This is a genomic window from Mesorhizobium sp. M0778 (genome assembly GCF_040320105.1).
Lineage (GTDB): Bacteria > Pseudomonadota > Alphaproteobacteria > Rhizobiales > Rhizobiaceae > Mesorhizobium.
Map to the genome: position 1 here is coordinate 1 of NZ_JAMYPA010000039.1, position 20,000 is coordinate 20,000.

The 20,000-nt window shown below is 64.0% G+C and carries 16 protein-coding genes and 1 pseudogene (1 of these 17 running past the window's edge); 13 read left to right on the forward strand and 4 right to left on the reverse strand.

Annotation, left to right across the window (positions count from 1 at the left end; translation table 11 throughout):
- Both NKI22_RS30405 and NKI22_RS30410 read left to right on the forward strand, forming a co-directional pair.
- Window positions 1-833: pseudogene (locus NKI22_RS30405) on the forward strand (hypothetical protein); the annotation flags it as partial.
- A 9-nt stretch (window positions 834-842) separates the two neighbouring features.
- Window positions 843-1,496 carry a Vgb family protein gene (locus tag NKI22_RS30410; RefSeq protein ID WP_023722289.1) on the forward strand — a complete coding sequence of 218 codons (654 nt, stop codon included), beginning with the start codon at window positions 843-845 and terminating at the stop codon, window positions 1,494-1,496.
- A 39-nt stretch (window positions 1,497-1,535) separates the two neighbouring features.
- Here the strand turns inward: NKI22_RS30410 and NKI22_RS30415 are convergent, their stop codons facing one another.
- The gene (locus NKI22_RS30415; RefSeq protein WP_023722290.1) at window positions 1,536-2,021 is read right to left on the reverse strand and encodes a MarR family winged helix-turn-helix transcriptional regulator; all 486 of its coding nucleotides are present in this window, start codon (window positions 2,019-2,021) and stop codon (window positions 1,536-1,538) included.
- A gap of 96 nt (window positions 2,022-2,117) precedes the next feature.
- Between NKI22_RS30415 and NKI22_RS30420 the strand changes: the two genes are divergently transcribed.
- On the forward strand, window positions 2,118-3,008 hold the full coding sequence (locus NKI22_RS30420; protein ID WP_352483547.1) for a DMT family transporter: 891 nt from the start codon (window positions 2,118-2,120) through the stop codon (window positions 3,006-3,008).
- Between the two features lie 19 nt (window positions 3,009-3,027).
- Here NKI22_RS30420 and ubiG read toward each other — a convergent pair whose 3' ends face one another.
- Complete coding sequence (gene ubiG / locus NKI22_RS30425; RefSeq protein WP_352483548.1) at window positions 3,028-3,777, reverse strand: bifunctional 2-polyprenyl-6-hydroxyphenol methylase/3-demethylubiquinol 3-O-methyltransferase UbiG; 750 nt, start codon at window positions 3,775-3,777, stop codon at window positions 3,028-3,030.
- A gap of 214 nt (window positions 3,778-3,991) precedes the next feature.
- Here ubiG and NKI22_RS30430 point away from each other — a divergent pair, with 214 nt between their 5' ends.
- The 9 genes from NKI22_RS30430 to NKI22_RS30470 all read left to right on the forward strand — a co-directional run bounded on the left by NKI22_RS30430 (window position 3,992) and on the right by NKI22_RS30470 (window position 16,650).
- A complete protein-coding gene (locus tag NKI22_RS30430) occupies window positions 3,992-4,555 on the forward strand; it encodes a putative glycolipid-binding domain-containing protein (protein WP_352818580.1) in 564 nt (187 codons plus the stop codon).
- A gap of 204 nt (window positions 4,556-4,759) precedes the next feature.
- On the forward strand, window positions 4,760-6,013 hold the full coding sequence (locus NKI22_RS30435; RefSeq protein ID WP_352483550.1) for an aspartate kinase: 1,254 nt from the start codon (window positions 4,760-4,762) through the stop codon (window positions 6,011-6,013).
- Window positions 6,014-6,143: 130 nt separating this feature from the next.
- A complete protein-coding gene (ptsP, locus tag NKI22_RS30440) occupies window positions 6,144-8,414 on the forward strand; it encodes a phosphoenolpyruvate--protein phosphotransferase (protein WP_352483551.1) in 2,271 nt (756 codons plus the stop codon).
- 8 nt (window positions 8,415-8,422) lie between these two features.
- Window positions 8,423-9,502 (forward strand): peptide chain release factor 1, encoded by a 1,080-nt coding sequence (gene prfA / locus NKI22_RS30445; RefSeq protein WP_352818575.1) that lies wholly within the window; start codon window positions 8,423-8,425, stop codon window positions 9,500-9,502.
- Complete coding sequence (gene prmC, locus NKI22_RS30450) at window positions 9,495-10,373, forward strand: peptide chain release factor N(5)-glutamine methyltransferase (protein WP_352818572.1); 879 nt, start codon at window positions 9,495-9,497, stop codon at window positions 10,371-10,373. Before prfA ends, prmC begins: the two co-directional genes overlap by 8 nt.
- 331 nt (window positions 10,374-10,704) lie before the next feature.
- Entirely contained in the window at window positions 10,705-11,619 is a 915-nt protein-coding gene (locus NKI22_RS30455; protein WP_245278741.1) for a DUF4167 domain-containing protein, read from the forward strand.
- Between the two features lie 238 nt (window positions 11,620-11,857).
- Window positions 11,858-14,464, forward strand: a complete 2,607-nt coding sequence (gene clpB / locus NKI22_RS30460; protein ID WP_352483554.1) for an ATP-dependent chaperone ClpB — start codon at window positions 11,858-11,860, stop codon at window positions 14,462-14,464.
- 100 nt (window positions 14,465-14,564) lie between these two features.
- Window positions 14,565-14,930 (forward strand): MmcQ/YjbR family DNA-binding protein, encoded by a 366-nt coding sequence (locus NKI22_RS30465; RefSeq protein WP_352818568.1) that lies wholly within the window; start codon window positions 14,565-14,567, stop codon window positions 14,928-14,930.
- 235 nt (window positions 14,931-15,165) lie between these two features.
- Window positions 15,166-16,650, forward strand: coding sequence for a L,D-transpeptidase family protein (locus NKI22_RS30470; protein ID WP_352818565.1), 1,485 nt, complete (start codon window positions 15,166-15,168; stop codon window positions 16,648-16,650).
- A 20-nt stretch (window positions 16,651-16,670) separates the two neighbouring features.
- Here the strand turns inward: NKI22_RS30470 and NKI22_RS30475 are convergent, their stop codons facing one another.
- Window positions 16,671-17,303 (reverse strand): TMEM175 family protein, encoded by a 633-nt coding sequence (locus NKI22_RS30475; protein ID WP_352818562.1) that lies wholly within the window; start codon window positions 17,301-17,303, stop codon window positions 16,671-16,673.
- A gap of 170 nt (window positions 17,304-17,473) precedes the next feature.
- Between NKI22_RS30475 and NKI22_RS30480 the strand changes: the two genes are divergently transcribed.
- Window positions 17,474-19,039 (forward strand): MFS transporter, encoded by a 1,566-nt coding sequence (locus NKI22_RS30480; RefSeq protein WP_352818559.1) that lies wholly within the window; start codon window positions 17,474-17,476, stop codon window positions 19,037-19,039.
- 16 nt (window positions 19,040-19,055) lie between these two features.
- On the opposite strand, the gene NKI22_RS30485 is transcribed toward NKI22_RS30480, so the two are convergent.
- On the reverse strand, window positions 19,056-20,000 hold the final stretch of the coding sequence (locus NKI22_RS30485; RefSeq protein ID WP_023722302.1) for a M23 family metallopeptidase. Its footprint extends 1,014 nt past the window's final position; the window shows 945 of its 1,959 coding nt (coding positions 1,015-1,959); its start codon lies off the right edge, out of view; the stop codon is at window positions 19,056-19,058.

The following is a 20,000-nucleotide window of genomic DNA, read 5'->3' on the forward strand; positions in this document are numbered from 1 at the left end:
GCGCTGTGCTGCGCGCTTCGCTGGCCGCGCTCGCCTACGATCGACGCGACTATGCTCAGCTTCTCGACGATACCCGGTGCTACTGCGCGGCGGGGGGGGCCCGCCCCCCCCCCCCCGCCGCGGGGGGGGGGGGGCGCCCCCCCGCGGCCGGCATCCCCGCGCTGACCGCAGAGGTGGAGAGCGCATCGCTGGTGCTGGAGACGCCGGCGGCACGCCTTGTCGCCCGTGGCGAGGAACGGCCCCTTCTGCTCGACGAAGTCGAAGCGCTCCTGGCGTCGGGGGCGCTCGTGGTGGATGCATGCCGCAATGTCGTGCGGGTCGCAGACACCGTCGTCTCGCTGGCGACCCGCCCGGTGCTGTTCGCTGTTGCCCGCGCGCTGGCCGAAGCCTGGCCGGGGGACGTGGCAAGATCGACGCTTATTGCGCGCGCTTTCCGGGGAAAGGACGCGGACGAATCACATCGCGCGCGGTTACGGGTCGAAATCGGGCGGCTTCGCGCGGAGCTTCGGAGCTTGGCCGATGTGAGCGCGACGAAGCGGGGCTTTGCCCTGGCGCCGCGCCGCGCCGGCGAGGTCGTCGTGCTGGCGCCGCCCGTCGAGGACGATCATGCCGCGGTGCTCGCCTTCCTCGCCGACGGCGAGTCGTGGTCGAGCTCGGCCTTGGCGATTGCGCTTGGAGCCAGTTCGCGTACCGTGCAGCGGGCGCTCGAGCAACTCGCCCAGTCAGGCAAGGTGCAGTCGTTCGGCCGCGGGCGGGCGCGTCGCTGGATGACCCCGCCGGTGCCGGGTTTCCCGACAATCTTGTTACTCCCCGGCCCGCTGCCGGGCTACTAGGGTGGTATTATGAAACGATCCTCAGCCGAAATCCTCCGTGAATATGGACCCTTTCCGGGTGTCGACCACGTCGACGGCGTTACCTTCGACGGTGAGCATGTCTGGTTTGCGTCAGGTGACAGGTTGAACGCCTTCGATCCGGCGAGCGGCAAAGTGGTGCGCTCGATCGATGTCGCGGCACACGCCGGCACGGCCTTCGACGGCCAGCACCTCTATCAGATCGCCGAGGATCGCATCCACAAGATCGATCCGAAGAATGGCCAGGTGCTGGCGTCGATCCCGGCGCCCGGCAATGGCGGTGATTCCGGGCTCGCCTGGGCCGAAGGAACACTCTGGGTCGGGCAGCACCGGGGCCGAAAGATCCATCAGGTCGATCCCGAGACAGGGGCAATCCTTCGCACCATCGTTTCCAACCGCGTCGTCACCGGGGTCAGCTGGGTCGATGGCGAGCTGTGGCATGGCACCTGGGAGGGTGAGGAGAGCGATGTCCGGCGGATCGATCCTGAAACGGGAAAGGTCCTGGAGAAGCTCGATATGCCGCCAGGAACAGGCGTGTCGGGGCTCGAATCCGATGGCGGTGACCAGTTTTTCTGTGGCGGCGGAAACAGCGGCAAGATCAGAGCTGTCCGCCGGCCCAAACGAGGCTCCGCGGCCAGGATTTGAGTTTTCCACCTTCTCGGCCGGCCCTTTTGGCCGGTTTGGTTAGCCTAGGCTCGCGATCAATTTTTCGAGCAGGCGTGCCAGCATGACCTGCTCCGGGCGTATCAGGCCGGAAAGTATCTCGTGCTCGTTGGCAACGTGCGCGGCAACCGCCTCGTCGATCAAAGCGAGGCCCTTCCGGGTCAGTTGTACGACGATGCCGCGGCGATCGTCGGGATGTGGCCCGCGCTTGATCAAGCCGGATTTCTCGAGCCGATCGAGGCGGTTGGTCATCGCGCCCGATGTCACCATCGTCGCCTCGTACAGAGCGGTCGGCGTCAGCGCGTATGGCGGCCCGGAACGACGCAGCGTCGCCAGCACATCGAATTCTCCGGATTGCAGTCCGTAACTTGCAAACAGCGGCGCCAGCCGCTCCCGCGCGATCAACGAGGCAGCCTCGTTCAACCGTCCGAGCACGGCCATCGGCGAGACATCGAGATCCGGCCGTTCCTTTTTCCACTGCTCGATCGCTTTTGCTGCGCGATCCATGTCTCTCACCGTCATGTATCTTGACGTGAAGAATCTTTACCTTATCGTACCTCAGCTTGTGGTATCGGCCAAGTGCGAACAGGCGATGGGACGGCGATGAAATTTCTCTGGGACTCGGCGCTTGGCCTTCTGGTCGTCACCGGTGGACTGCTCGGCCTGACGCTGCCGTTCGGCAAGATCGCGACGGCGGCCGGCGTCCCCGCCATGGTCTGGGCCTTCGTCATCTCGCTTGGCGCCGGCGGCGTGCTTTTGTGCGCATTGCTGCTCAACGGGCAGCGCATGCGGCTTTCGCCGCACAGGCTGCGCTATTTCTTTGTCACCGCGGCCGTCTCCTACGCAATCCCCAATCTGCTGATGTTTTCAGCCATTCCGCATCTGGGCGCCGGCTACAGCGGCATCATGTTCACGCTGTCGCCGGTCGTCACGCTGGTGTTCTCGATGCTGCTCGGGGTCAGGCGCCCGACCATGCTGGGCATCGTCGGCATAGTCGTCGGTTTCGTGGGCGCAGTCATGGTGGCCGTGACGCGCGGGGAAGCGGGCCATCCGGCCGAATTTTTCTGGGTGGCGATGGGCCTGCTCATCCCGGTCAGCCTCGCCGCCGGCAACATCTACCGCACCGTCGACTGGCCTGAAGACACCGGCCCGATCGAGCTTGCCGTCGGCAGCCATCTGGCAGCAGCCTTGATGCTGCTTGCCGGCATTCTGGTCCTGCTGGGCGGCAATGCATTCGGCTCGCTCGGCGGCGTGCCGCTGGTCGCTGCGGCACAGGTGGCATCAGCCTCGGCGATGTTCGCCTTCTTCTTCCGCCTGCAAGCGGTCGGCGGCCCGGTCTATCTCAGCCAGATCGGCTATGTGGCGGCGGCGGTCGGGCTGTTTGCCGGGACGCTCTTCCTCGGCGAGCGCTATCAGTTGCTGACCTGGGCGGGTGCCGTCATCATCACCGCCGGCGTGTTCATCACCACCAAGGCGCAAAGCCAGAAGACATAGGGGCCAGAAGGCGTAAGCTTCAGACGGATACCTTCTCCGCCAGCACCATGTAGTTGACGTCCATGTCCTTCGACCGCTGCCAGCGATCGGCGAGCGGGCTGTAGCTGACCCCGGTGCGGTCGATGACGGTCAGGCCGGCGCCGGCAAGCGCCTTTTCGAGTTCCTCGGGGCGCACCAGCTTGCCGAACTGGTGGGTGCCGCGGGGCAGCCAGCGCAGCACATATTCGGCGCCGATGATGGCCAGGCCCAGGGCCTTCAGCGTGCGGTTGATGGTGGCGACGAACATGATGCCGCCGGGCTTGACCATCTCGCCGCATTTGGCCAGGAACAGATCGACATCGGCGACATGCTCGACCACTTCCATGTTGAGGATGACGTCGAATTTTTCGCCAGCGTCGGCCAGGTCTTCCGCGGTCATGGCGCGGTAGTCAACGCTCACGCCGACTTCCGCCGCATGCAGCTTGGCCACTTCGATGTTGGTGGCGGAGGCATCGGCGCCGACCACTTCGGCGCCAAGCCGCGCCATCGGCTCGCACAAAAGCCCGCCGCCGCAGCCTATGTCGAGGAAGCGCAGGCCTTCGAACGGCCGTGCCGCACGCGGATCACGGCCGAAGCGGGCCGCCACTTGGTCGCGGATATAGGCAAGCCGGATCGGGTTGAACTTATGCAGCGGGCGGAACTTGCCGTTCGGGTTCCACCATTCGGCGGCAAGGGCGGAAAATCGTTCCACCTCTCCGGCATCGATCGTCGATCGTCGGGGCTCTGGCATGGCGTGGTCTCCTCGGACGCTAGGAAGTCGGGCGCAAGGCTGCGAATGTCAAGGCGCGAAATTCACCGCCGGCAGCGCGATGCGCGTGATGCCTGACAGCACCGCCTTTTGCCGGAGGCAATTGTGTCAGCACATGTCAGTTGATGGTGTGCCGGAAGGAAACACCAATGCCCTGGCGGACGAAGCAGAGACATCGTGTCCGAAGGAGTGCACAATGATGCGAACGGTTGCTTCCATTCTTTGGCGCCGGCTTGACCAGGAAGGCCACGACGCTTGCCTGCTGTCGGAAGCGAGTTCCGGGTGGAACCTCAGGGGACACGCGCTTTTCGTTCAGGACGGCAAGCCGTGCAGCATCGCCTACGAGGTGGACTGCGATGCCGGCTGGCATACGCGCTCGGCGCGTGCCGACGGCTTCCTCGGCACGCAAGAGCTGCATTATGGCATCGACCGGCTTACCGAGCGCCAATGGACGCTGAACGGCGAGCATCAAGCGGAAGTCGACGGTCTCATCGATGTCGATCTCGGCTTCACGCCCGCCACAAACCTTTTGGCGCTCCGCCGTTTTGCCCTCGATGTCGGCACGGCGACGCCCGCCCCGGCGGCCTATCTGACATTTCCCGACCTGAGGCTGACGCACCTGGAACAGACCTATCGACGCGTCGATGCAGCACACTACGCCTATGCCGCGCCGCTGTTCGGCTACAATGAGATGCTGGAGGTTTCGCCGCTCGGTTTCGTCCTCGATTATCCGCGCCTGTGGAGAGCCACGGCACTGTAGGGCTGAAGCGAGCGGCATTTGCCAAGAAGCGGTGCAGGCGTGACACTGCGCTCGTGTGTCGCCTGGCCGGCAGCGGCGGCATGCCTTGCGAAACCGCGATCATTTGGCTAAGGAGGCCGCGCATTGAGCGCCTGGCCACAGCTTGGCGCATTTTTCCGCTTTTCGGCCTTCGGTCCGGCATCCAGTTAAAGGCATTTCGCTTCCATGGCGCGCATCGTGATGAAATTCGGCGGGACCTCCGTCGCCGACATCGCCCGCATCCGCAATGTGGCGCGTCACGTCAAACGCGAGGTCGATGCCGGCCATGAGGTCGCCGTCGTGGTCTCGGCGATGGCCGGCAAGACCAACGAGCTCGTGCATTGGACGCGCGAGGCCTCGCCGATGCACGATGCGCGCGAATATGACGCCGTCGTCGCGTCCGGCGAGCAGGTCACCGCCGGCTTGCTGGCGATCGCGCTGCAGAATATCGGCGTGCATGCCCGCTCCTGGCAAGGCTGGCAGATCCCGATCAAGACCGACAACGCGCATGGCGCGGCGCGCATTCTCGATATTGACGGCGCGTTCCTGATCAAGCGCTTCGGCGAAGGCCAGGTGGCGGTGGTGGCCGGTTTCCAGGGCATCGGGCCGGACAACCGGATCGCAACGCTCGGCCGCGGCGGTTCCGATACCAGCGCTGTCGCCATCGCGGCGGCGGTCAAGGCCGACCGCTGCGACATCTACACCGATGTCGACGGGGTCTACACGACCGATCCGCGCATCGAGCCGAAGGCGCGGCGGCTGGCCAAGATTTCCTTCGAGGAAATGCTCGAAATGGCCTCGCTGGGCGCCAAGGTCCTGCAGGTGCGCTCGGTCGAGCTTGCCATGGTGCACAGGGTGCGTACCTTTGTGCGGTCGTCCTTCGACGATCCCGATGCACCCGGAATGGGGGATTTGCTCAATCCGCCGGGAACGCTTATTTGCGACGAGGAAGAGATCGTGGAACAGCAGGTCGTCACCGGAATTGCCTATGCCAAGGACGAGGCGCAGATATCGCTGCGCCGCGTCGGCGACCGGCCGGGCGTCGCCGCCGGCATTTTCGGGCCGCTCGCCGAGGCCAACATCAACGTCGACATGATCGTCCAGAACATTTCCGAGGACGGCAAGTTCACCGATATGACCTTCACCGTGCCATCCGGCGACGTCGACAAGGCGCTTGCCGTGCTCGAACGGCTGAAGGCGACGATCGGCTACGATGTGGTGCAGTCGGAAGCCGGCATGTCAAAGGTCTCGGTCATCGGCATCGGCATGCGCAGCCATGCCGGCGTCGCCGCCACCGCCTTCAAGGCGCTGGCCGACAGGTCGATCAACATCCGCGCCATTACAACGTCCGAAATCAAGATTTCGATCCTGATCGACGGTCCCTATACGGAACTAGCAGTTCGCACTTTGCATTCCGTCTACGGTCTGGATAAGCAGTAGCAGATCGAAAGTCTTGGAGCGGCCTTTATGCGTCCGATTGAACGCACGGCGCTCTAATTGAGTTGTTGCGTTTGTGCCGCTGTGCAGGGCAACCTGCACCGGCTGAAATGCTATTGGAGAAGAAGCCGCGATGCGTGATTCGGCCAGTGGCCCGCGCGTTTTGCTGAAACGGCTCCGCGAGCTCATGCAAGAGCCGCTGGAGCCGCAGGAGCGGCTTGACCGGATCGTGCGCGACATCGCCTCCAACATGGTTGCCGAGGTCTGCTCGCTCTATGTGCTGCGCGCCGATTCGGTGCTCGAGCTCTACGCCACCGAAGGCCTGAACCCGAACGCCGTCCACCTGGCGCAGCTCAGGCTGGGCCAAGGCCTGGTCGGCACGATTGCGGCCTCGGCGCGGCCGCTCAACCTTTCCAATGCACAGGAGCATCCTGCCTTCGCCTACCTGCCGGAGACCGGGGAAGAAATCTACAATTCCTTCCTCGGCGTGCCGGTGCTGAGGGCAGGACGGACGCTCGGCGTCCTGGTCGTGCAGAACAAGACCATGCGCCATTATCGAGACGACGAGGTCGAAGCCCTGGAAACGACGGCGATGGTGATCGCCGAGATGATCGCCACCGGCGATCTGGAGCGGCTGACGCGCCCCGGCCTCGAGCTCGATCTGCGTCGCCCGGTAAGCTTTACCGGCCTGTCCTTCAATGAAGGCGTCGGGCTCGGCCATGTGGTGCTGCACGAGCCGCGCATTGTCGTCACCAACCTGTTCAACGAGGACAGCGAGGAGGAGGTCAGGCGGCTCGACGCGTCCCTCGGCTCGCTCAGGCTCTCCATCGACGACATGCTGGAGCGCCGCGACGTCGCCTTCGAGGGCGAGCATCGCCAGGTGCTCGAAGCCTATCGCATGTTCGCCAACGATCGCGGCTGGGTACGCCGGCTGGAGGAGGCGATCCGCAACGGCCTGACGGCCGAAGCGGCGGTCGAAAAGGTGCAGAGCGACATGCGTGCCCGCATGCTGCACATGACCGATCCGTATCTGCGCGAACGGATGAGCGATTTCGACGATCTCGCCAATCGGTTGCTGCGGCAGCTTATGGGGCGCGGGCCTGAGGATGTCGCGGCTTCGCTGCCCAAGGACGCCATCATCGTCGCCCGCTCGATGGGTGCTGCCGAGCTGCTCGATTATCCCAGAGACAAGCTGCGCGGGCTGGTGCTGGAGGACGGCGCGGCGACCAGCCATGTCGTCATCGTGGCCCGTGCGATGGGCATACCGGTCGCCGGCCAGATGAAGGGCGCCGTTTCCATGGCGGAAAACGGCGATGCCATCATCGTCGACGGCGAGGAAGGCGCGATCCATCTGCGCCCGCAGCCCGACCTCGAGGCGGCCTATGCCGAGAAAGTGCGCTTCAGGGCGCGGCGGCAAGAGGTCTATCGCGAACTGCGCAAGAAGCCGTCGGTGACCAAGGACGGTGTTCAGGTCGATCTTCTGATGAATGCCGGGCTGGCGGTCGATCTGCCGCAACTGGCCGAAGCTGGCGCGGCCGGCATCGGCCTGTTCCGCACCGAGCTGCAATTCATGGTCGCCTCGACTTTTCCGCGCGCCGAAGCGCAGGAGCGGCTCTATCGCGACGTGCTCGAGGCGGCGCGCGGCAAGCCGGTGACGTTCCGCACCATCGATATCGGCGGCGACAAGGTGCTGCCCTATTTCAAGGGGTCGATCCAGGAGGAGAACCCGGCGCTCGGCTGGCGCGCCATCCGCCTGACGCTCGACCGGCCCGGCCTGCTGCGCACCCAGATCCGCGCACTGCTCAAGGCGTGCGGCGGGCGCGAACTGAAGCTGATGCTGCCAATGGTGACGGAACTCGGCGAGATCGTGCAGGCGCGCGAGATCATCGATCGCGAGGTGCGGCATTTGTCGCGCTTTGCCCATCATTTGCCGACCAGCCTCAAGGTGGGCGCGATGCTGGAGGTGCCGTCGCTGCTGTTCCAGCTCGACGAGTTGATGAAGGCGGTCGATTTCGTCTCGGTCGGCTCGAACGATCTGTTCCAGTTCGTCATGGCGGTGGATCGCGGCAACACCCAATTGTCCGACCGCTTCGACCCGCTCTCGACGCCGTTCCTGCGTGTTTTGAAGAAAATTGCCGACGCCGGAGCGCGCAACCATACGCCGGTGACCCTGTGCGGCGAACTTGCCGGCAAGCCGATTTCGGCGATGGCGCTGATCGGCCTTGGCTATCGCTCGATCTCGATGTCGCCGGCTTCGATCGGCCCGGTCAAGGCGATGCTGACGGAACTGCCGCTCAGCGAACTGGAGGCGTTCTTCGACGACAATCTGATGGCGCCGGCGCAAGGCCTGCCGATGCGGGCGCTGCTGCAAGCCTTTGCCGACGACCGCTCTATACCGCTATAGACTTCGCCATGATCAACCTGCCCCGCGACCGTATGGACCAAGTCGTCAAGCGTTTCGACATGCTCGAAGCGCAGATGTCGGCCGGGCCGGCGGCGGACGCCTATGTCAGGATGGCCTCCGAATATGCCGACATCCAGGAGATGGCGGCAAAGATCAGGGCACTGCGCGCCGCCGAGCGCGAACAGGCCGATCTCGAGGCGATGCTCGCCGACAAGGGCACCGACGCCGAGATGCGGGCCTTGGCCGAGGCCGATCTGCCAGGGGTCAAGCATCGCATCGAGGCGCTGCAGCAGGACATCCAGATCCTGCTGTTGCCAAGGGATGCCGCCGACGAAAAGAACGCCATTCTCGAAATCCGCGCCGGCACCGGCGGTGACGAGGCGGCACTTTTCGCCGGCGACCTGTTTCGGATGTACGAGCGCTATGCCGCGGCGCATGGCTGGCGTTTCGAGACGGTGTCGGCCAGCGAGGGCGAGGTCGGCGGCTACAAGGAAATCATAGCCACCGTTTCGGGCAAGGGCGTCTTTGCGCATCTGAAATTCGAATCCGGCGTGCACCGCGTGCAGCGTGTGCCGACGACGGAGGCGGGCGGGCGCATCCATACCTCGGCGGCGACGGTCGCGGTGTTGCCGGAAGCGGAAGAGGTCGATATCGACATCAGGGCCGAAGACATCCGCATCGACACGATGCGCGCCTCGGGTTCCGGCGGCCAGCACGTCAACACCACCGATTCGGCCGTGCGCATCACCCATCTGCCGACCGGCATCATGGTGGTGCAGGCGGAAAAGTCGCAGCACCAGAACCGGGCGAAGGCCATGCAGATCCTGCGCGCCAGGCTCTACGATCTCGAGCGCAGCAAGGCGGACGAGGAACGCTCCGAATCGCGCAAGTCGCAGGTCGGCTCGGGCGATCGCTCGGAACGCATCCGCACCTATAATTTTCCGCAAGGGCGCGTCACCGATCATCGCATCAACCTGACGCTCTACAAGCTCGACCGGGTGATGATGGGTGAGCTTAACGAGATCATCGACGCGCTGATCGCCGATCACCAGTCGAAGCTGCTCGCCCATATCGGCCTCGATGGCTGACGGCCTGCCCGGCACGCTCGCCTCACTGTTGCGGGAGGCGCGAAACCGGCTTACCGCGGCCGGGATCGCGGATCCGGCGCTCGATGCCAGGCTGATCGTCGAGCATTTTTCCGGCACGACCCGCACGCAGGCCATCGCCGATCCCGAGCAAACGGTCGATGCGGGCGTGAGAGCAGCGATCGATGCCGCACTGCGGCGGCGTATCGCCGGCGAGCCGGTGCACCGCATCCTCGGCTATCGCGAATTCTACGGCTTGCGCCTGTCGCTTTCGCCGCAAACGCTGGAGCCGCGGCCGGATACCGAAACGCTGGTCGAGGCTATACTGCCCTTCGTCAAGGCAATGGCGGCACGCGAAGGCGGCTGCCGCGTCCTCGATCTGGGGACCGGCACCGGTGCCATCGCGCTGGCGCTGCTCAGCGCTGTCCCGGCCGCGACCGCCACCGGCGTCGACATTTCGCGAGAGGCGCTGGTCACGGCCATGCGTAATGCCGGGGAATTGGGGCTCGCCGGTCGGTTCACGGCGCTCAAATCCGACTGGTTTGAAAAAGTTTCTGGCCGGTACCATGTAATTGTCGCAAACCCTCCCTATATACCCTCAGACGACATTGGAAATCTGCAGGACGAGGTCCGCGGTTTCGATCCACGCCAGGCCCTGGATGGCGGCGTGGACGGTCTGAGCCCCTACAGGAAGATCGCCGCAGGAGCGGCAGCCTATTTGGAACTCCAAGGCAGGATTGCGGTCGAGATCGGCCATACGCAGCACCAACAGGTTACGGGGATATTCTCCGCGGCCGGGTACTGTCCGGTCGGGGTGTTTCGTGATCTCGGCGGAAACGACAGAGTTCTTGTGTTCGAACAGTGGAAGCCGTGATGCAGTGCGAAAAAAGCGCTTGGCAATACCGGGGAATGCGGCTAGGGTCGCCTTAACCGGATGAGACGAAGCAGGCAGTGCTCTTAGCGATTCGGTTTTCCTTGGAAATAGCTGCCTTCTTGCGCAAACGACGCCCAAGCTTCGTGCGGGAATCGTCCGGCAAGTGAAGTAACCGGAACAGGATGGCACGTGGCGCCAACGCAATTGATGCGGGCGAACGCCGGTGAAGGAACGAAACGGCTGGCCGCATGAGCGCCTCCGTTCGTGAAGAGTTTTTCGAAAATTTCAAAGTGAAGAGAGTCTAATGAGGCCACAACAGCAAAACAGGCGCATGCGCGGTCGCAACAACAATGGCGGCGGCGGCGGCAACAACAATAACAACAACAACCGTAAGGGGCCGAATCCCCTGACGCGCAACTATGAGAGCAACGGTCCGGACGTGAAGATCCGCGGATCGGCTCAGCAGATTGCCGAGAAGTACGCAACCCTTGCCCGTGACGCGCAAAGCTCCGGCGACCGGGTGATGGCGGAAAACTATCTCCAGCATGCAGAGCACTATAACCGCATCATCGCAGCCGCTCAGGCACAGATGCCGATCCAGAACGCGCAGCAGAATCGAGATGATTTCGACGATGACGGCGACGAGGATCGCGATGAGTTCGACAATGCCGGCAACAACAATGCCAACGAGGCCTCGGCTTCGGCCAATCACGGTGCCGGCCCGCAGCCGGTCATCGATGGCACGCCGGCCGAGCTGGCTCTGAACCAGGAAAACAGCCGCGACAATCGGGGCGGCCGCGACAACAATGGCGGACGCCACCGCGACCGTCGCCCCAATGGCGGTTACGGCCAGAACGGCCAGCGCGGCGAATATGGCGCGCGCGGCGAGCAGCAGGGTGGTCAGCGCGTCGAACAGCCACGGCGCGACGAGACGCCGGCGCAGGCAGAGCCCGTGCCGGCCGCTGAGCCGGTCTTTGTGAGCGAGCCCGCACCGCAATTCGAAAACCTTTCGCCGGCGGGTCTCGCCGCCCAGGCCGAGCTCAACGAAGCCGCGGCCGAAAACAGCCCGGCCCGCCGCCCCAGGCGTCCGCGTCGTCCGCGCCTCGATGTCGAACAGGCAAATGGCGGCAACGACAATGCCGGCCCTGACAGTTCCGGCCCTGACAGTGCCGAAACTGGCAATGTCGATGCGGCGCCGGCTGAAGACGCCGGCGGTCAACCTACTATTGCCGACGTCGAGAATTGATCGAAGAAACGTTCAGGCGATCTTAGCGCATCCTTTACCCTGGACGGCGGAGAGAAATCTCCGCCGTTTTTGTTTTGCGCGCTCGGAATATTATGCGTTCGCCAGTGTCGAGGCGTCTTGAGGGTCCGTGGTTTGCGTCCCATATCTTGCGTGAACAGGATCCGGCTCGAACGGGCGGGTCCGTCACCGCAATCCGATCCGGTGCCGCGAAGCGGGCCGGTGACGGAAGGAGACAGGCATGAATCTTGAAAAATATTCCGAGCGCGTGCGTGGCTTTATCCAGTCCGCGCAAACCATGGCGCTTTCCCGCAGCCACCAGCAATTCACCCCCGAGCATATTCTTAAGGTCCTTGTCGACGACGACGAGGGCCTGGCTGCGTCGCTGATCGAGCGCGCCGGCGGCAATGTCCGTGACGTCAAGCTCGGCGTCGAAACGGCACTGGAGGCAATGCCCAAGGTCGAGGGCGGCAATGGCCAGCTCTATTTGGCGCAGCCGCTGGCAAAGGTGTTCTCGACCGCCGAGGAACTGGCCAAGAAGGCCGGTGACAGCTTCGTTACCGTCGAACGGCTTTTGCAGGCGCTTGCCATGGAAAAGTCGGCCAAGACCGCCGACATCCTGTCCAAGGCGGGTGTCACGCCGCAGGCGCTGAACCAGGTCATCAACGACGTACGCAAAGGTCGCACCGCCGATTCGGCGAGCGCCGAGCAGGGCTACGACGCGCTGAAGAAATACGCGCGCGACCTGACGGCGGACGCCCGCGCGGGCAAGCTCGATCCGGTCATCGGCCGTGATGACGAAATTCGCCGCACCATCCAGGTGCTGTCGCGCCGCACCAAGAACAACCCGGTGCTGATCGGCGAACCCGGCGTCGGCAAGACGGCGATCGCCGAAGGGCTGGCGCTGCGCATCGTCAATGGCGATGTGCCGGAATCGCTCAAGGACAAGCAGCTGATGGCGCTCGACATGGGGTCGCTGATCGCCGGCGCCAAATACCGCGGCGAGTTCGAGGAGCGGCTGAAGGCGGTGCTTTCCGAAGTCACGTCTGCGGCCGGCGGCATCATCCTGTTCATCGACGAGATGCACACCCTGGTCGGCGCCGGCAAGGCGGATGGCGCCATGGATGCGTCGAACCTGCTGAAGCCGGCGCTGGCCCGCGGCGAGCTGCACTGCGTCGGCGCCACCACGCTCGACGAATACCGCAAGCATGTCGAGAAGGATGCGGCCCTTGCCCGCCGCTTCCAGCCGGTCTTCGTCAATGAGCCGACGGTCGAAGACACCGTCTCGATCCTGCGCGGCCTGAAAGAGAAATACGAGCAGCACCACAAAGTGCGCATCTCGGATTCGGCGCTGGTCGCGGCCGCTACGCTGTCAAACCGCTACATCGCCGACCGCTTCTTGCCGGACAAGGCGATCGATCTCGTCGACGAGGCCGCCTCGCGGCTCAGGATGCAGGTCGATTCGAAGCCCGAGGCGCTGGACGAGATCGATCGCCGCATCATGCAGCTCAAGATCGAGCGCGAGGCGCTCAAGGTCGAGAAGGACGATGCCTCGAAGGACCGGCTCGCCCGGCTTGAGAAGGAACTCTCGAACCTCGAGGAGGAATCGACCGAGCTGACCTCGAAGTGGCAGGCCGAGAAGCAGAAGCTCGGGCTTGCCGCCGACCTCAAGAAGCAGCTCGACGAGGCGCGCAACGAACTTGCCATTGCGCAGCGCAAGGGCGAATTCCAGCGCGCCGGCGAACTTGCCTATGGCAAGATCCCGGAACTCGAAAAGCAGCTGAAGCAGGCTGAAGCCAGGGATGGCAAGGCCGGCATGGTCGAGGAAGTGGTCGGCCCCGATCACGTCGCTCATATCGTGTCGCGCTGGACGGGGATCCCGGTCGACAAGATGCTGGAAGGCGAACGCGACAAGCTGTTGCGCATGGAAGACGAGGTCGGCAAGCGCGTCGTCGGCCAGGGTGAGGCGGTGCAGGCGGTGTCGAAAGCGGTGCGCCGTGCGCGCGCCGGCCTGCAGGACCCGAACCGGCCGCTCGGCTCGTTCATGTTCCTCGGACCGACGGGCGTCGGCAAGACCGAATTGACCAAGGCACTGGCCAGCTTCCTGTTCGACGACGAGAGCGCCATGGTGCGCATCGACATGTCGGAGTTCATGGAGAAGCACTCGGTCGCCCGGCTGATCGGCGCGCCCCCCGGCTATGTCGGCTATGAGGAAGGCGGCGCGCTGACCGAAGCGATCCGGCGGCGGCCCTATCAGGTCGTGCTGTTCGACGAGATCGAGAAGGCGCATCCGGACGTGTTCAACGTGCTGCTGCAGGTGCTCGACGACGGCCGGCTGACCGACGGGCAGGGCCGTACGGTCGACTTCCGCAACACGCTGATCATCATGACGTCCAACCTCGGCGCCGAATATCTGGTCAATCTCGGCGAGGACCAGGATGTCGACGTGGTGCGCGACGAGGTGATGAATGTGGTCAGGGCTTCGTTCCGGCCGGAATTCCTCAACCGCATCGACGAGGTGATCCTGTTCCACCGGCTGCGCCGGCAGGATATGGGCCGCATCGTCGAAATCCAGCTCAAGCGGCTGGAAAACTTGCTTGTCGACCGCAAGATCGCGCTTTCGCTCGATCAGGAGGCGATCGACTGGCTGGCGGCCAAGGGTTACGACCCGGCCTATGGCGCGCGGCCGCTGAAGCGGGTAATGCAGAAGGAATTGCAGGATCCGCTGGCGGAAAAGATCCTGCTCGGCGAGATCCTCGACGGCTCGACCGTCAAGGTCACCGCCGGGTCCGACCGGCTGAACTTCCGCTCGAAGCCGGCGGTCGTGGCAACCGAGGCGGCCGCCTGACTTCAAGGCAAGAGCCTGTTCCATCCTGATGGATTCGGATGGGCTCCTCTCTTCTCTTATGACCATGATCTCATGGTCTAACATCATTGGCGGGGCGCAGATGACGCTGGACGATTATAACAGCTTCTGCGCCTCGCTGCCTTCGACGACCCATGTCGTGCAGTGGGGCGTCGCCCATGTCTGGAAAGTCGGCGGCAAGGTGTTTGCGATCGGCGGCTGGAGTGAAGGCAAGGAGCCGTTCGTCACCTTCAAATGCTCCGATATCGCCTATGACGTGCTGAGGGAACAACCGGGCCTTCGGCCGGCGCCCTATCTCGCCTCGCGCGGCATGAAATGGATCCAGCGCCAGACAGGCGAAAGCATGGATGACGAGGCGCTGAAGGATTATCTGCGCGAAAGCCACCGTCTCGTCGCGCTGAAGCTGACGAAGCAGGCGCGCAAGGAATTGGGACTCATTGCCGGTTGATCTGCCAGAAATCCGCCATCTTCATGCCCGGTTCATATTGGAACCTTATCGTACGCAAGTGATTTGCTGGCGAAGGGGTTCGCGACCACATCGGCCCGAAATCGAGTTTTGATTTTCGCAAAGCACGATGCGGAGATTTAAAGCGTTAGAGTGTCCTTAAGCCCAAAAGGACGCGCGGCGCTCTTGAGAGACAATGCCGGCGGCGGCAATTACGGACCGGAGAATTTTGGCCACCATGTTGCGCACCATCTTTACCCTTTCAGCGCTTGCTGCCGGGCTGCTGGCTTCGAATACGATGGCATCGCCGATAGTGGATACTGCGCCACGGGTGGGTCGTGCTGCCGATGACGGCGGCATTCTTGTCGCCCAGAACGGCAATCTCGACATCTATTACGACGCCAGGGGAAACCGCGTCATCGTCGATGCGGAGACCGGCAAGGTTATCGCCATCCAGCCGCCGCAGACCAGGCTCGATCGCCGTGCCTTGCGCCGCGAGCGCCTGCGCAATCTCGGACCGGTCGAAGACGACCGCTATTATCTTGACGATCCGGAGGACACGGCGCGGTTCCGTCGCAGGCAGTTGGAAGACGAAGGCAGGGTCATCGTGCCGCCGGCTGACGAGTACGACCCCTATGGCGACAATTCGGCAGAAGTCTTCCCCGAAGCGCCGCGGGATGACGGCGGCTATGGCAACAATTTTCCGGAGGAAGCGCAGCCGGTGAAGCCGCGCACCATTGAGCGCCAGCCGCTCAATGAGGCTTCGATCGAGCCGGTCGAACCGACAGTGCCGGGCGAGCAGGCGGCCTTGCCGCCAAACACCGCCTTGCCGCCAAGCACTGGCGGCAAAACCGCGGTCGACCCGTCGTTATCGCTCGGCGCCCGCCAGGACGTGGCGGTGCTGCAGGTGCTGCTCGACCGTGCCGGTTCTTCGCCAGGCGTCATCGACGGACGCTTCGGCTCGAATGTCGACAAGGCGCTTGCCGCCTATAACGAGATCACCGGCAGCAATCTGAAATCGACCGACGCGATCGGCATCCAGGCCGCCCTGGCGCAATCCGGTGGCGATGCCTTCGCCTCCTATACGATCACGCCCGAGGATGCGGCCGGCCCCTATGTCGCCTCGATACCGGAGGACTACAGCCAAAAGGCCCAGCTCGACCGCATGGGCTACACGTCGGTGCCCGAGGCGCTGGCCGAGCGCTTCCATATGGATGAAAACTATCTAAAGTCGCTCAATCCGGACGCCAATTTCAGCCGCCCCGGCACCATCATCAAGGTCGCCAATTTCGGCAGGCTGGTGGCGACGCCGGTGGCGCGCATCATCGCCGACAAGGCCAACAAGCAGGTCCGCGCTTATGATGCGGCGGGCAAGCTGGTCGCGGCCTATCCGGCGACCATCGGCTCGTCGGACACGCCGTCGCCGTCCGGCACGCATACGGTGTCGCGTGTCGCATTGGACCCGAATTACACCTACAATCCGAACATCAATTTCAAGCAGGGCGAAAACGACCGGATCCTGACCATCCCGCCGGGGCCGAACGGCCCGGTCGGCTCGGTCTGGATTGCGCTGGACAAGCCGACCTACGGCATTCACGGCACCCCGGATCCGTCCAAGATCGGCAAGACCGAAAGCCATGGCTGCGTGCGGCTGACCAATTGGGACGCGCGCGAGCTGGCCAAGATCGTGTCGCCCGGCGTCACGGTGGAGTTCGTCGAGTGAGTTGAGCGTTTTTGCTCCACTCACCCGATGATCTTGCGCAGCAATGGGGCGCGTAGCGCCGCCGCATAGATCAGCTGCACCACCAGGATGAAGCCGACGCTGAGCAGCGGGCTGACCAGGCAGAGTGCAGCGCCGATCGCCCACAGGATCTGCGCCTTGACGATGCGCAGATAGACCGTTCGGGTGGTCTCCGCGTCGACGCCTTCGGCAAGGAAGCCGTTTTTGTCCGCATAGCGCCAACTGGCGAGCAGCGTCAGGCCCAGCATCAAAAGATTGAGCCAGTAAACGAGCACGGCGGTTCTGAATTCGAGGAAGTCGGCCAAAAGATCGGTCGAGAATGGCAGCAAGGCGACGAACCCCAGGAAACAAAGGTTCAGCGTGGCAAGCCGCCTGTCGGACTTCGCGACCAGCCCGTGCTGCGCCTGCTGGCCGAACCAGAAGATGGTCAGCGTCAGGAAGCTGAGCGCATAGGTCAGAAAACGCGGCGCCAGTGCTGTGACCGCGGCGATCAACTCGTTTTCGGAATGCACCGTTTCATGCGCTGGCACCCTGATCTCGAGAACGATCAGGGTGAGCGCGATGGCGAACACGCCGTCGGTGATGCCGACGACGCGCCCACGTCCTTCCGCCGAGGGTTCGAGCGGTCGTTTCATGCGGGTATTTTCCCCCTTGCCAGTCGCGCTGCAAGAAGCTTAGCACGGCATCGGCCGTTTGCACCCGCACTGGCGTGGTCCTGCCTGCATGGCCAGGTTCGGGCTGGTTTCAACGAGAACAGCCTGCTGGCCGGTTGTCGCTGGCCCCCCGGCGGTCTAGGTAAGGCAGCATGCACACGCCAACCAAAGTCGGTACCGGCGCCGTTCCCCTGACCGGCTCACTTCCGTCCGATACGTTTTGCCCGCAGGCGCAGCGGCGGTTCGTGCTGATCGCGGCGATCCTGGCTTCCGCACTCGGCTTTATCGACGGATCGGTCCTGGCTATTGCGACGCCGGCGATCCGCGTCGACCTCGGCGCCAGCCTCGCCGAGGCGCAATGGATTTCCAATGCCTATGCATTGACGCTTTCAGCCCTCATTCTCGTCGGCGGCGCCGCTGGCGATCGCTTCGGCCTGCGCCACTCCTTCGTCGCCGGCATCGTCCTGTTCATCGCCGCCTCGCTTGCCTGCGCGTTGGCGCCTAACCCGGCGGTGCTTATTGCGTTTCGGGCTATCCAGGGTGTTGGAGCGGCCGTCATGGTGCCGGGCAGCCTGGCCATTATCGCCAAAGCCTATCCGAAAAAGGAACGCGGCCGGGCGATCGGCATCTGGGCGGCGGCATCAGCGCTGACGATGGCGCTCGGTCCGGTGCTGGGCGGCTTCGTGCTGTCGGCCTTCGGCGACGGCATCTGGCGGGCGATCTTCGCCATCAACCTGCCGCTCGGTCTTATCTCGATCTATCTTCTGCTGGCCAAGGTTCCCGCCGACGCGCCGGCGGAAAAGCGCAGCCTCGATCTCGGCGGCGCAGCACTCGCCATATCGGCGTTCGGAGCGCTCGCTTACGGCCTGACCTCGATGAGCGGTGACGGGGAGGGGCTGATGTCCGGCCCGAGTATTGCCGCCGGCGCAGTTTTGCTCGTCGTGTTCATAGTCTTCGAACGCCGGCGGCGCGAGCCGATGATCGACCTATCGCTGTTTCGGATTGGGGCGTTTGCGGGCGCCAATGTGGCGACCTTCTTCCTTTATTTCGCGCTGTCGGCCAATCTGTTCTATCTGCCGATGCTCATGATCGCCGGATGGGGGCTGAGCACGGCCGAGGTCGGCTTCATCTTCCTGCCGCTGTCGGCATTGATCGCGCTGCTGTCCGGGCCGGTCGGCCAGTGGTCCGACCGCATCGGGCCTCGCTTTCCGATCGCCAGCGGCAGTCTGGTGGTGGCTGTTGCCTTTGCCGGGCTTGCCTTGCTGGCCTATTGGGGCATCCACAATTTCTGGTTGGGGGTGTTCCCGCTGATGGCGCTGATGGGGTTCGGCATGGCGCTGGTGGTGTCGCCGCTCTCGACCGCCATCATGACGGCGGTCGAGGACAAGGATACGGGTGCGGCCTCGGGCATCAACAACGCCGTCTCGCGCATCGGCGGGCTGATCGCCGTGGCGGCGATGGGATCGCTGGCGGCCTGGGTCTATGCTGCCGTGCTCGATACCGGTGCCGGCTCCGGCATTCCGGGTTTCGGCGAACCGGCGCCCGCCGGCCTGGCGCCCGGTCTCGATGCGGCACGGCTTGCCGCCAGCGACGCGGCATTCGCGGCCGTTGCCGCAGTGACCGCGCTGCTTTGCCTGCTTTCGGCAATCACCGCCTGGATGACGGTTTCCGGCGAGCGGCTGCCATGGGCGCGCGACACGGCGAATCAGCAGGGCTGACGACGAAAACGTCGGCTCAGCCTTCGATCTTGGCGCTCGCTACCTTCAGCTGATTGCTGTCTTCCTGCTTGAGCAGGTCGTCGATGCGTTCGCGCTCGCGCTTGAAGGCGACGAGGTCGTCGCCTTTCAGCGTTTTGCCGACCGGCAGGCGGACGCGCATCGAATCGACCTTGGTGCCGTTGACGATCAGTTCGTAATGAAGATGCGGACCGGTGGAGAGGCCGGTTGAGCCGAGATAGCCGATAACCTGACCTTGGCGAACGCGAACGCCCGGCTCAATGCCCTTGGCAAAGGCGCTCTGGTGATTGTAGGACGTCTCGTAACCATTGGCGTGCCGCAGGATGATCTGCTTGCCATAGCCGCCAGCCCAGCCGGCCTTTTCGACGACGCCGTTGCCCGCGGCAATAATCGGCGAGCCCACCGGAGCTGCCCAGTCGGTGCCAGTATGCATTTTCACATACCCCAAAATGGGGTGGCGCCTGGCACCGAACCCCGACGTAAACCTGCCATTGGGCAAGGGATTGCGAAGCAGAAACTGCTGGGCGCTGCTGCCGTTTTCGTCGAAATAGTCGGTGCTGCCGTCCTGCATCTGGAAACGGTAGAAATTTCGCGTCGTGCCGCCGAAAGTCGCGGAGACGTAAAGCAGCTCGGATTCGTCGGACGCCTGGTCGTCGCCATCGGGCTGCGAGAACAGCACCTCGATGCGATCCGTGGGACTGAGGCGCGACTGGAAATCGACACCGGATGCCAGCAACTTGATCAGCCGCTGCGTCATCGCCTTGGACATGCCGTAGGAATAGGCGGTGCGATAGATGCCGTCATAGACGTTCGGTAGATTGCCGCGCACCACGGGCGCAGGCGAATCGTCGAACGCCGTCAGCAATTCGGGATTTGGCTCCGGCTCCTGCGCCGGCACGTATTGGTCGCGGTCGTCGAGCGCGATGGTGACGATGTGCTGGGT

Excerpts from the sequence above, each read along its gene's own strand:
- NKI22_RS30480 (WP_352818559.1), top strand. The coding sequence starts at position 17,474 with ATGCACACGCCAACCAAAGTCGGTACCGGCGCCGTTCCCCTGACCGGC.
- clpB (WP_352483554.1), top strand. The coding sequence starts at position 11,858 with ATGAATCTTGAAAAATATTCCGAGCGCGTGCGTGGCTTTATCCAGTCC.
- NKI22_RS30430 (WP_352818580.1), top strand. The coding sequence starts at position 3,992 with ATGATGCGAACGGTTGCTTCCATTCTTTGGCGCCGGCTTGACCAGGAA.
- prmC (WP_352818572.1), top strand. The coding sequence starts at position 9,495 with ATGGCTGACGGCCTGCCCGGCACGCTCGCCTCACTGTTGCGGGAGGCG.
- NKI22_RS30420 (WP_352483547.1), top strand. The coding sequence starts at position 2,118 with ATGAAATTTCTCTGGGACTCGGCGCTTGGCCTTCTGGTCGTCACCGGT.
- NKI22_RS30470 (WP_352818565.1), top strand. The coding sequence starts at position 15,166 with ATGTTGCGCACCATCTTTACCCTTTCAGCGCTTGCTGCCGGGCTGCTG.
- NKI22_RS30415 (WP_023722290.1), bottom strand. The coding sequence starts at position 2,021 with ATGGATCGCGCAGCAAAAGCGATCGAGCAGTGGAAAAAGGAACGGCCG.
- NKI22_RS30455 (WP_245278741.1), top strand. The coding sequence starts at position 10,705 with ATGCGCGGTCGCAACAACAATGGCGGCGGCGGCGGCAACAACAATAAC.
- ubiG (WP_352483548.1), bottom strand. The coding sequence starts at position 3,777 with ATGCCAGAGCCCCGACGATCGACGATCGATGCCGGAGAGGTGGAACGA.
- ptsP (WP_352483551.1), top strand. The coding sequence starts at position 6,144 with ATGCGTGATTCGGCCAGTGGCCCGCGCGTTTTGCTGAAACGGCTCCGC.
- NKI22_RS30465 (WP_352818568.1), top strand. The coding sequence starts at position 14,565 with ATGACGCTGGACGATTATAACAGCTTCTGCGCCTCGCTGCCTTCGACG.
- NKI22_RS30410 (WP_023722289.1), top strand. The coding sequence starts at position 843 with ATGAAACGATCCTCAGCCGAAATCCTCCGTGAATATGGACCCTTTCCG.
- prfA (WP_352818575.1), top strand. The coding sequence starts at position 8,423 with ATGATCAACCTGCCCCGCGACCGTATGGACCAAGTCGTCAAGCGTTTC.
- NKI22_RS30475 (WP_352818562.1), bottom strand. The coding sequence starts at position 17,303 with ATGAAACGACCGCTCGAACCCTCGGCGGAAGGACGTGGGCGCGTCGTC.
- NKI22_RS30435 (WP_352483550.1), top strand. The coding sequence starts at position 4,760 with ATGGCGCGCATCGTGATGAAATTCGGCGGGACCTCCGTCGCCGACATC.